9 protein-coding genes are annotated in these 11338 nt (G+C 65.7%); 5 read left to right on the forward strand and 4 right to left on the reverse strand.

Annotated features, from left to right (window positions below):
* From MTR62_RS17980 to MTR62_RS21660, 5 genes are all read left to right on the forward strand, one after another.
* Positions 1–705, forward strand: a 705-nt coding sequence (locus MTR62_RS17980) for an SDR family oxidoreductase (protein WP_244023520.1), incomplete at its 5' end; no start/stop codon positions are given.
* Positions 706–815: 110 nt separating this feature from the next.
* Positions 816–2057 (forward strand): SAM-dependent methyltransferase, encoded by a 1242-nt coding sequence (locus MTR62_RS17985; RefSeq protein WP_244023522.1) that lies wholly within the window; start codon positions 816–818, stop codon positions 2055–2057.
* A 114-nt stretch (positions 2058–2171) separates the two neighbouring features.
* The gene (locus MTR62_RS17990) at positions 2172–3386 is read left to right on the forward strand and encodes an argininosuccinate synthase (RefSeq protein ID WP_244023524.1); all 1215 of its coding nucleotides are present in this window, start codon (positions 2172–2174) and stop codon (positions 3384–3386) included.
* A 206-nt stretch (positions 3387–3592) separates the two neighbouring features.
* Positions 3593–4129 (forward strand): septal ring lytic transglycosylase RlpA family protein, encoded by a 537-nt coding sequence (locus tag MTR62_RS17995; protein ID WP_244023526.1) that lies wholly within the window; start codon positions 3593–3595, stop codon positions 4127–4129.
* 939 nt (positions 4130–5068) lie between these two features.
* A complete protein-coding gene (locus tag MTR62_RS21660; RefSeq protein ID WP_407672706.1) occupies positions 5069–5320 on the forward strand; it encodes a response regulator transcription factor in 252 nt (83 codons plus the stop codon).
* A 244-nt stretch (positions 5321–5564) separates the two neighbouring features.
* Here MTR62_RS21660 and uvrA read toward each other — a convergent pair whose 3' ends face one another.
* From uvrA to MTR62_RS18015, 4 genes are all read right to left on the reverse strand, one after another.
* Positions 5565–8465 (reverse strand): excinuclease ABC subunit UvrA, encoded by a 2901-nt coding sequence (uvrA, locus tag MTR62_RS18000; RefSeq protein WP_244023528.1) that lies wholly within the window; start codon positions 8463–8465, stop codon positions 5565–5567.
* Positions 8466–8630: 165 nt separating this feature from the next.
* Positions 8631–9413: an ABC transporter ATP-binding protein gene (locus MTR62_RS18005; RefSeq protein ID WP_244023530.1), complete on the reverse strand. Its 783-nt coding sequence runs from the start codon at positions 9411–9413 to the stop codon at positions 8631–8633.
* A gap of 26 nt (positions 9414–9439) precedes the next feature.
* On the reverse strand, positions 9440–10405 hold the full coding sequence (locus MTR62_RS18010; RefSeq protein ID WP_244023533.1) for a FecCD family ABC transporter permease: 966 nt from the start codon (positions 10403–10405) through the stop codon (positions 9440–9442).
* The coding region (locus MTR62_RS18015) for an ABC transporter substrate-binding protein (protein WP_268739943.1) at positions 10402–11338 on the reverse strand (937 nt) is incomplete at its 5' end. The genes MTR62_RS18010 and MTR62_RS18015, both read right to left, overlap by 4 nt.

Here is an 11338-nt window from a genome sequence, read left to right on the forward strand (position 1 = left end):
GCCGCGCTCGCACGCCGGTTCGCCGCCGCGGGCTGGCACGTCGTGATCCACTACGGCCGCTCGGTCGGCCAGGCCCGCGCGCTCGCCGCCGAGCTGCCTTCGGCGCAGATCCTCGCGTGCGATCTCGACGATTGGGACGAGGGGCCGGCGATGATCCGCCAGCTCGGCGATACGCTCGAAGACTGGCGCGTGCTGGTCAACTGTGCCGCGGTGTTCGACCTCGACACCGCCGACGCGCTCTGCCCCGAAACGTTCGAGACGGCGATGCAGGTCAACGCCGGCACCCCCGCGCGCCTCGCACAGGCCTTCTTCGCCCACGCCCGCTCACCCCACGGGCGCCGCCTGATCCAGGTCACCGACCAGAAACTGTTCAACCCCAATCCCGACTTCTTCTCCTACACCATGAGCAAGCACGCGCTCGCCGCCACCATCCCCATGCTGGCGATGGCGCGCGGCGCGCCGGACGACCGGGTCTATGGCCTGGCGCCGGGCGCCATTCTCGCCAGCCACGACCAGACCGAGGACGAAACCGAGGTCTCGCACCGCATGAACCTGCTCGGCCGCAAGACCGGAGCCGACGAAATTGCGCAAACGGCGTTGTTCCTCGCGCAAGGGTGGCTGGCCAGCGGAACGACGGTTTGCGTGGATTCCGGCCAACATTTGCTGTCCCAGCCGCGCGACGTGCTGTTCCTGGCCCGCGCCTGATCCCCATTCGCGCGGCATCAGCTTGAAACAAACGGTTACTAACGCCTCTTCCTCCCCTACCGTACCTCTCCCGATCGCCCCCCTTTTTTTGCAAACGACGACTGGATACGATGGCCATTCTAGACAAGTTCCTCGAACGTGGCGTGCGCCACGGCACTCTCGAAGTCACCCGTCCCGATGGCTCGACCACCCGCTTCGGCACGCCCGAAGAGGGTTATCCCAATGTCCGCGTGCGCTTCACCGACAAGGCCGGGGAACGCCGTATCCTGACCGATCCGCGCCTGGGCGCCGCCGAAGCCTTCATGGACGGCCAGATGGTCATCGAACACGGTGACATCATGGAGCTGATCCAGCTCCTGCGCGCCAACGCCCCGTGGGACCGCGGCGGCGAGGTCAAGGAAAAGACCGCCTTCAAGTCGGCCACCGACAAGGCCGTCACCCTGCTCGACGGGATCAACCGCGCGGCGAGCGCGAAGAAGAACATCGCGCACCACTACGACATCGGCAACGCGCTCTACAAACTGTTCCTCGACAGCAGCCACATGCAGTACTCGTGCGCCTACTGGCCCGAGCGTGACATGACGCTCGAACAGGCGCAGACCGCCAAGCTTGCGCATATCGCGGCCAAGCTCGCGCTCGAACCGGGCCAGCGCGTGCTCGACATCGGCTGCGGCTGGGGAGGCATGGCGATCTACCTGGCCCAGCACGCCGACGTGCGGGTCCACGGCATCACGCTCAGCGAAGAGCAGATCGAACTGGCCAAGCAGCGCGCCGCCGAAGCGGGCGTGAGCGACAGGGTCACCTTCGAGCTCGTCGACTACCGCGCCCTGCCCGATCGCGGCGAGAAGTTCGACCGCATCGTCTCGGTCGGCATGTTCGAACACGTGGGTCAGGCGCAGTTCAAGCAGTTCTTCAAGTCCACCGCAGAACTGCTCACCGACGACGGGGTGATGCTGCTCCACACCATCGGGCGCATGGGCGGCCCCGGCAGCACCGACGCCTTCACCCGCAAGTACATCTTCCCCGGCGGCTACATCCCCGCGCTCAGCGAGACGGTCGCGGCGAGCGAGAAGTTCCGCCTGATCGCCAGCGACGTGGAGAACCTGCGCCTGCACTACGCCTTTACACTGCGCGAATGGTACAAGCGCTGCCTCGAACACAAGGACGCGATCATCGCGATGATGGACGAGCGCTTCTACCGCATGTGGATCTTCTACCTCGCCGGGGCGACCGCCGCGTTCGAGAGCGGCTCGATGTGCAACTACCAGATCCAGTACACGCGCCTTCGCCGCACGCTCCCGCTCACCCGCGACTACATGGGCGCTGCCGAGAACGCGCTGCGCCGGCGCTGACACCGCCACCCGATCACAGCGGGGCCCGTTGCACGGCCCCATTGCGCACAGGGGCGCGGGCTGATAGGCGCGCGTCCCGAATAAGCGCATTTTCTCGCGGAGAACACGGCAACCATGTCCGACATCAAGAAGGTCGTTCTCGCCTACTCGGGCGGTCTCGACACCAGCGTCATCCTCAAGTGGCTCCAGGTCACCTACAACTGCGAAGTCGTGACCTTCACGGCCGACCTGGGCCAGGGCGAGGAGCTCGAACCCGCCCGCGCCAAGGCCAAGCTCATGGGTCTGCCCGACGCGAACATCTACATCGACGACGTGCGCGAGGAATTCGTACGCGATTACGTGTTCCCGATGTTCCGCGCCAACGCCCGCTACGAGGGTGACTACCTGCTGGGCACCTCGATCGCCCGCCCGCTGATTTCCAAGCGCCTGATCGAGATCGCCCGCGAAACCGGCGCCGACGCGATCGCGCACGGCGCCACCGGCAAGGGCAACGACCAGGTCCGCTTCGAGCTTTCGGCCTATGCGCTCGATCCCGCGATCAAGGTCATCGCACCGTGGCGCGAATGGGACCTCAACAGCCGCACCGCGCTGATCGCCTGGGCCGAACAGCACCAGATCCCGGTCCCCAAGGACAAGCGCGGCGAAAGCCCGTTCTCGACTGACGCGAACCTCCTGCACACCTCGTCCGAAGGCAAGGTCCTCGAGGACCCGTGGGAAGAGACGCCTGATTACGTGTACTCGCGCACCGTCAATCCCGAAGACGCGCCCGACACGCCCGAATACATCACCATCGACTTCGAAAAGGGTGATGGCGTCGCGCTCAACGGCGAGGTGATGTCGCCCGCCACGCTGCTCGCCGCGCTCAACGACCTGGGCCGCAAGCACGGCATCGGCCGTCTCGACCTCGTCGAGAACCGTTTCGTGGGCATGAAGTCGCGCGGCATGTACGAAACGCCGGGCGGCGAGATCTACGCCCGTGCGCACCGCGGCATCGAGCAGATCACGCTCGATCGCGGCGCGGCGCACCTCAAGGACGAGCTCATGCCCAAGTACGCCGAGCTCATCTACAACGGCTTCTGGTTCAGCCCCGAGCGCGAAATGCTCCAGGCCGCGATCGATCACAGCCAGGAAAAGGTCAGCGGCACCGTGCGCCTCAAGCTCTACAAGGGCCTGGCTTCGGTGGTCGGCCGCAAGTCGCCCAATTCGCTCTATTCGGAACGCCACGTGACGTTCGAGGACGATGCCGGCGCCTACGACCAGAAGGATGCGGCGGGCTTCATCAAGCTCAATGCCCTGCGCCTGCGCCTGCTGGCGCAGCGCGATCGTTAAGCGCGTCTGCGCCTGCTGGCGCAGCGCGATCGTTAAGCCGAACTCCTGAGTTCGGCGGGGCGGCAGGGACAACCTCCCGCCGTTCACCGCGCATCGAATCCCGGCGGCCCGTTGCCAAAGCGCGACGGGCCGCTTTTTCAGGAGTCCCCTCCGCACGCGAAGCCCTGTACAAGCCAGCCATCGTCAACGGCGCAGTGGGGTCGGTTTTGCCGTATTCGCCTTTCGGAATGTTCACCGCGCTTGCCAGCGCGCTCACGCTGCCGCTCGCAGGCCCCGTCCATGCCGATGCGGCCGCCACCGTCGAGACCGTGGCCCCGCTCGCAGCGAGCGCATCGGTCGTAGCTGCAGCCACGCCTTCCGAAACCCTTCTCGTTTCCCGCCCCGTCGTTCAGGCGCTTCCCGCACCACGCCCCGAAATGGGTGAGGACGAGCAGCAGTTCGAACCCTTCGACAGTGGCCTTGCCAGCTTCTACGGCAACCAGTTCGCGGGTCGCCGCACCGCCAGCGGCGCGATCTTCGACCCCGAAGGCCTGACCGCCGCGCACCGCACGCTGCCCTTCGGCACGCAGGTCCAGGTGACCAATCCCAGCAACGGCGAAAGCGTCATCGTTACGATCACCGATCGCGGGCCGTTCCACAGCAACCGCGTGATCGACCTGTCGAAGGCCGCCGCGCGCGAAATCGGCATCGTCGGCCGCGGCTCGGGTACCGTGAAACTCGCCGTTCTCTCGAACGAGCACTGATCGCCTCTTAAAATCGCCGTTTCCAACCGCTGCCTCGGCACTAGTGGATTGATTTTGCCATTTGCATCCCCTGGCGGCTGGGATGGGTCCGCAAATGCCAAAATCATAAAATTCACTAGAATTAAATATATGCTAGTGGTTCGAAACGATTCTGACATGAGAGCACGCCCTATCCGATAGGGTATCAANCGCAAATGCCAAAATCATAAAATTCACTAGAATTAAATATATGCTAGTGGTTCGAAACGATTCTGACATGAGAGCACGCCCTATCCGATAGGGTATCAAATGTCAGAATCGAACCACTAGGCGCCGGGTTGCGCCCCGATGGCTCTCGTCAGAACGGCAAAACGTTCGACCGGCGCGGCCATGGAGGGGGGTGGGGGACGTACCGCGCCGGTCTTCACTTCCTCTAACCGCGATGGGCGCCACTGCGTTCCCGGACCCCGTGCAATTTTTTGCCGCTGATGCCAGCGATTTCCCCAACGACCAATTTTGCCAGAAAATGCGCGCTTGCGTTCCCAAGGACATGCGCCCTCTCCAGGCCTTTGTCTGCTGGCGGCGCCTTCTCGGCGCGCGCCAGCAGAGCGTCGGGTTAGGGCGGGTCGACCCGACATGCGGGCCGATGGATAGCAGGCCGGGAGAACGCCCCCGCTCCCCTGGTCCCTCCGGAGCTATGGCTAATCCGCCTTACGCCCCTGCACTATGCTGTAATTTCTAGAGATTCGCCGCCCGGCCGACGTACTAGTAAAATCACTAGCCAATCACTAACTAAAATTAACCCAATTCCTTAACACAACACAGCAATGACAATAAAGCAATATTCTGAAAAATTGGGGAATTTTAATTAACTAAGGACCATTGCGTAATTTTCACAGGACATCCACGCAGGACGCAAGGACACTCAAGCCACTAGGACTAACAAGATAAGGCTTTACCGTGAAGAGATCAGATCGCCTTTACTGGCTGAGTAAACGACAGCGGCAATGCCTCGCCCTCGTGGAAAGGGGCATGAGTTCAAAAGAGATCGCCCGCCACCTACAGATCGCCCCTTCTACCGTCGACAACCATATCAAGCTCGCCCTCGCCCGGCTCAACTGCTACACTCGCCAACAAGCCGCTTCCCTTCTCCACGAGGAGCGCCGATCCGCCTCCCGCACACAGCCCCTGCCATCTCTTGCTCGCCGATGAGCGTTCATCCGGCGTTGACGGCACTGCACTTCCGTAACCCGTCGCGGAAGGTGGCGAGCCCGCAACCTGGGCGCTCAAATGCAGTGCAAAGCCGCTACCGAATCCGGAAAAGGACAAGCGACAGACACGAGGGACATCGCCCCCTTCCCCGAAAACATTGGGTGTCCAGCACTCGATGGAGCGCGCTGTGGGCCAACCCGCCAGCCATTGCCTAGCTGAAAACCTTCCAGCCACGCACCACCATTCATCCCAGCAGCGGTTTCAGATAGTGCCCCGTGAACGATCGTTCGTTCGTCACGACATCCTCGGGCGTGCCGGTGGCGACGATTTCGCCGCCCCGAATGCCACCTTCGGGGCCCAGGTCAATGATCCAGTCGGCGGTCTTGATGACGTCGAGGTTGTGTTCGATGACGACCACCGAATTGCCCTGTTCAACAAGCCGGTGGAGCACTTCGAGCAGCTTGCGCACGTCCTCGAAATGCAGGCCGGTGGTTGGCTCGTCGAGAATGTAGAGCGTCTGCCCGGTCGATCTTCGGGCCAGTTCCTTGGCGAGCTTGACGCGCTGCGCCTCACCGCCCGAGAGCGTCGTCGCCTGCTGGCCGACCTTGATGTAACCCAGCCCCACTTCGACCAGCATCTGCATCTTGTCGCGGATCGGGGGCACCGCCTTGAAGAATTCGACCGCATCCTCGATCGTCATGTCGAGCACGTCGGCGATCGAGTGGCCCTTGAACTTCACTTCAAGGGTTTCGCGGTTGTAACGCTTGCCACCGCATTCCTCGCAGGTGACGTAGACGTCAGGCAGGAAGTGCATCTCGATCTTGATGAGACCGTCGCCCTGGCAGGCCTCGCAGCGCCCGCCCTTGACGTTGAAGCTGAACCGGCCCGGCTTATAGCCGCGCGCTTCGGATTCGGGCAGCCCGGCAAACCAGTCGCGGATCTGGGTGAAGGCGCCGGTGTAGGTCGCCGGGTTCGAACGCGGGGTGCGCCCGATCGGCGACTGGTCGATCTCGATCACCTTGTCGCAGGCCTCGAGCCCGCGGATCGCATCGTGCGGCCCGGCGATCACCCGCGCGCCGTTGAGCGTGCGGCTCGCGCCCGCCTGCAGCGTATCGATGGTGAGCGAGGACTTGCCCGAGCCCGAAACGCCGGTGACGCAGCAAAAGGTGCCGAGCGGAAATTCGGCGGTCACCCCCTTGAGGTTGTTGGCGCGCGCGTTCTCCACCGTGATGGTGTGGCCATTGCCCTTGCGGCGCACCTTGGGCACCTCGATCCGGCGGGTGCCGTTGAGGTATTGCGCGGTCAGGCTGTCCTTGCTCCTGAGCACCTGCTTGAGCGTGCCTTCGGCCACCACCTCGCCGCCATGGACACCCGCACCCGGACCAAGGTCGACCACGTAATCGGCCGCGCGGATCGCGTCCTCGTCATGCTCGACGACGATGACCGTGTTGCCCAGGTCCCGCAGGCGCTTCAAGGTCTCCAGCAGCCGGTCGTTATCGCGCTGGTGCAGCCCAATCGAGGGTTCGTCGAGCACGTAGAGCACGCCCGAAAGCCCCGAGCCGATCTGGCTGGCAAGGCGAATACGCTGGCTCTCGCCCCCCGAAAGCGTGCCCGAGGTGCGGTCGAGATTGAGGTAGTCGAGCCCGACGTTGTTGAGGAAGCCCAGCCGCTCGTTGATTTCCTTGAGGATCGCCTTGGCGATCTGGCTCTGCTGATCGGTCAGCTTGCCGTCGAGCGCGCCGAACCAGGCGAAGGCATCGGCGACCGAGAGCCGCGCGGCGTCGGCAATGTCACTGTCCGCCAGCTTGACGCACAGCGCTTCGGGCTTGAGGCGCTTGCCTGCGCAGACCTCACAGGGCTGCGCGGTCTGGAACTTGGTCAGCTCCTCGCGCATGAAGGCGCTGTCGGTCTGGATCAGGCGGCGGTTGAGATTGCCGATCACGCCTTCGAACGGCTTAGTGACGGTGTATTCCTTCTTGCCGTCCTTGAACGTCAGCGGCACCGGCGATCCGGCGGTGCCATAAAGGATGACGATGCGCACGTCTCTGGGCAGGTCCTGCCAGGGGGTGGTGAGCGCAAAGCCGAAATGCGCGGCCAGCGAGGCCAGCACCTGCATGTAATAGGGCGAAGGCGGGTTCGACTTGGCCCAGGGCACGAGCGCGCCCTGCTTGAGCGACAGCCCTTCGTTGGGAACGACGAGTTGGGGATCGAACTCCATCTTTTCCCCCAGACCATCGCAGGCCGGGCACGCGCCCTGCGGCGCGTTGAACGAGAACAGGCGCGGCTCGATCTCCTCGATCGTGAAGCCCGAGACCGGACAGGCGAACTTCTCGCTGAACACGATGCGGTTGGCGGGAAGCCCGGCGCCCTTGAGGTTCTTGCCGGTGGCGTCCGCCCCTTCGCCCTCGCGGCCGGGCACCACGCCATCGGCCAGATCGGCGTAGGCGAGCCCTTCGGCGAGCTTGAGCGCCTGCTCGAAACTGTCCGCAAGGCGGGTCTGGATACCCTCCTTCACCGCAATGCGATCGACCACCACTTCGATGTCGTGCTTATACTTCTTGTCGAGCGCGGGGGCATCCTCGATCGCGTAAAGCTCACCGTCGATCCGCACGCGGGTGTAGCCCGCCTTCTGCCACTCGGCCAGTTCCTTGCGGTATTCCCCCTTGCGCCCGCGCACGACCGGGGCGAGCAGATAGAGCCGGGTCCCTTCGGGCAGCTCCATCACCCGGTCGACCATGTTCGAGACGGTCTGCGCCTCGATCGGAAGCCCCGTCGCGGGCGAGTAGGGCACGCCCACGCGCGCCCACAGCAGGCGCATGTAGTCCCAGATCTCGGTTACCGTCGCCACCGTCGAGCGCGGGTTGCGGCTGGTGGTCTTCTGCTCGATCGAAATCGCCGGGCTGAGCCCGTCGATATGCTCGACATCGGGCTTCTGCATCATCTCGAGGAACTGGCGCGCGTAGGCCGAAAGGCTCTCGACATAGCGGCGCTGGCCTTCGGCGTAGATCGTATCGAACGCGAGGGACGACTTGCCCGAGCCGGAAAGGCCCGTGATGACGATCAGCTTGTCGCGCGGCAGGCTGATGTCGAAGCCCTTGAGGTTGTGCTCGCGCGCGCCGCGGACGGTGATGTGGGTGAGACTCATGGGGGGCTTTGTTCCAGATTTGTTCGCGCCAATCAAGCGCCGATCAAGCGCCAACCAAGCAGGGCCGACTTGGATTTTCGCTGAAAATAGGCACGCCCCGCGCCAAGACAATCCCCGAACCGGGAAGCGGTTGCCCCGCACGGCCGCAATCGGCCCGGTCAAAGCTCAGTCGACGATGCGCAAGGCGCTCCCGGTAACCGGCGAAGGCGGCGCGATCGACAGCGCGCGCTCGCCCGGATCGCCCAGCCACTGCGCGCGGCACTTCCAGACGCTGCTGATGATGTCGCGCGCCAGTGCGACCTCGGGTGGCCCCTCGACGACCAGCGCGCCCCTGTCGAGCACGACCACGTAGTCGGCGTGGTTCATCGCGGTGGCAAGGTCATGGAGCACGAGCACCACCCCCCGCCCCTTCTGCGCCTGCTGGCGAAACCGTCGCATGAGCGCCGCGGCATGGCCCAAATCGAGGCTGGCGAGCGGCTCGTCGGCGAGCAGCCAGCCGGGCTGGGTCGCCAGCACACGGGCCATCAGCGCGCGCGCGCGTTCGCCGCCCGACAGGCTCGAGACCGGACGGTGGCGCAGCGCCTCGAGATCCATGTCGCGGATCGCGTCCTCGATCGCGACGGCGTTTTCTCCGGCCGGAGCCTCGGCCCAGGGCAGGCGCCCCAGCGAGACCAGCACTTCGACCGAAATGTCCCAGGCGATCTCGGGCGATTGCGGCAGATAGCCGATCCACTGCGCCCGCTCGCGCGCGGAGGTAAAGGTCATCACCCGCCCGCCCAGTACGATCCGCCCGGCATCGGGCGCCTGGAGATCGGCAAGGCAGCTCAGCAGGGTCGACTTGCCCGCACCGTTGGGCCCGCAGATTGCGGTGACCAGACCGCGCCGGCACAGGATCGAAACGTCACCAAGACGACCCGCCACGCTCAGGCTCTCGACACCCAGGCTCATGACCGCAAGGCCTTCATCGCACGCTCCTAGATCATCCGCCGCCGCATACGCAGCAGCAGCACGAGGAAGAACGGCGTGCCCAGCAGACTGAGCGCGATACCCAGCCGCAGCTCGCCGCTCGCCAGCGGCAGGACCCGGCACAGGCAATCGGCGACCAGCAGGAGCAAGGCCCCCGCCAGCCCGCTCGGCAGCAGGAGCGCGCTCGGCCGCCGGTCGGTCAGCGGGCGCACGAGATGGGGCACCATAAGCCCGACGAAGCCGATGATCCCGGCCACCGCCACGCCCGAGCCGATCACCAGCCCGACACCGGCAATGACCTGGATCTGCAACACCAGCGGATCGACCCCGAGCGAGCGCGCCGCCATTTCGCCCAGCGTCAGCGCATCGAGGCTGCGCCGCGCCGTCCACAGCACCCAGATCCCGCCCAGCGTGCACGGCACCGCAATGCCCACCTCGCGCCAGGAACGGTCGGCCAGGGCGCCCATCATCCAGGTGACGATTTCGGACATGGCAAAGGGCGAGGGGGAAAGGCTGATCGCCAGGCTCATCAGCGCGCCCGCCAGGCTCGAAACCATCAGGCCCGCCAGCGTGAACAGCGCCACCCCGCCCCCGCGCCCGGCGATCAGCGCGAGCAGCAGCATCGCCCCCGATGCGCCGACCAGCGCAAAGCCCGGCAGCACCCAGGGGGTGGCCGCATAGCCGGTCCAGAAGCTGAGCACCGCGCCCAGCGCCGCGCCCGGCGCAATCCCGAACAGCCCCGGATCGGCCAGCGGGTTGCGCAGATAGGCCTGCATCGCCGCGCCGGTCACGCCCAGCCCCGCGCCCAGCGTCACCGCCAGCACCGCGCGCGGCAAGCGCAGCTGGAGCAGGATCAGCGAGGCGTTCTGTGTCTCGGCCGAGAACGGGTTGATCCACACGCGCCCGGCCAGCAGCGACAACGGCACCGCAAGCACGAGCCCGGCGAGAAGAAGAAGGTTGAGGCGAAGGTTCATCGAGGCGTCTTGGCGGTCGGGGAGCCTTGCCTTACCGGCACGGACGCCTGCGCGTCCAGCCCTGGCGCACCCGCGCGGCGATCGACCGACGCCCCCGTGCGCGCGGAGAGGTGCGCCCGCCAGGCGCCGCGCGCCTTGGCCAGCCGATCGAGCAGACGCGGCACGGTGGGCCCGGCGCACCATAGCAAGGAGCGCGAAAGCGGCACGCGCAAGGTGTCCTTCAGCCGCGCGAAGACCGGGTGGTTGAGCATCCGGTCTTCCTCGGCCAGCGGATTGCCCGCGGTGAAGATGACCCCCGGCGGATCGGCCAGAACCTGTTCGAGCGGCAGGTAATCGGCCTGGGCCAGCCCGCGCGCGCTGGCGCTGTTGGTAAAGCCGGAGTGGCGCATGAGATCGACCACGAGCGTCTGGTTGCCCGCCACCAGGCCTCCCGATTCCCACATCAGCGCGGGCACCGGGGTCCAGCCCGGCGGCGGCGCGCTGGCCGCCAGCGCGGCGTCGATCCGGCCAACCAGCGCCTCCCCGCGCCCAGTCTCGCCGCTCAGCGCGGCCAGATCGCGCACCTGCTTGCGCGCGTCGGGGACCGTCGCGACGATCGGCTCGAGCACGACCTTGATGCCCAGGTCGCGCAGCGCGGTGACGGTATTGGGCGCCATGAAGCTCCCCGCCACCACCACGTCGGGCGCCAGGCTCGCCACTTCCTCGACCGCCCCCGAGACCGAACGGTAGCGCGCGGCCTCCTCGGGCGGCATCGAGCTGCTCTGCGGATCGTGGCTGTAGCCCGAAATGGCCAGCAACTGGCCGGGCGCGGTAACTTCAGCAAGGATCGCATCGGTGCACGGATTGAGCGAAACGATGGTCGGGTGGTCGGCGCGCGCCACGCCCGCACCCCGCGCCCTGCCCGCCTGCGACCCACCTGCCTGCGGTCCGCCC

It is taken from the genome of Novosphingobium organovorum (assembly GCF_022832435.1).
In the GTDB taxonomy this organism is placed as follows: Bacteria; Pseudomonadota; Alphaproteobacteria; order Sphingomonadales; family Sphingomonadaceae; genus Novosphingobium; species Novosphingobium organovorum.

What these genes read in the sequence shown, in the direction of transcription:
- MTR62_RS17985 (WP_244023522.1), top strand. Translation starts at nt 816, where the DNA reads ATGGCCATTCTAGACAAGTTCCTCGAACGTGGCGTGCGCCACGGCACT.
- MTR62_RS17990 (WP_244023524.1), top strand. Translation starts at nt 2,172, where the DNA reads ATGTCCGACATCAAGAAGGTCGTTCTCGCCTACTCGGGCGGTCTCGAC.
- uvrA (WP_244023528.1), bottom strand. Translation starts at nt 8,465, where the DNA reads ATGAGTCTCACCCACATCACCGTCCGCGGCGCGCGCGAGCACAACCTC.
- MTR62_RS18005 (WP_244023530.1), bottom strand. Translation starts at nt 9,413, where the DNA reads ATGAGCCTGGGTGTCGAGAGCCTGAGCGTGGCGGGTCGTCTTGGTGAC.
- MTR62_RS18010 (WP_244023533.1), bottom strand. Translation starts at nt 10,405, where the DNA reads ATGAACCTTCGCCTCAACCTTCTTCTTCTCGCCGGGCTCGTGCTTGCG.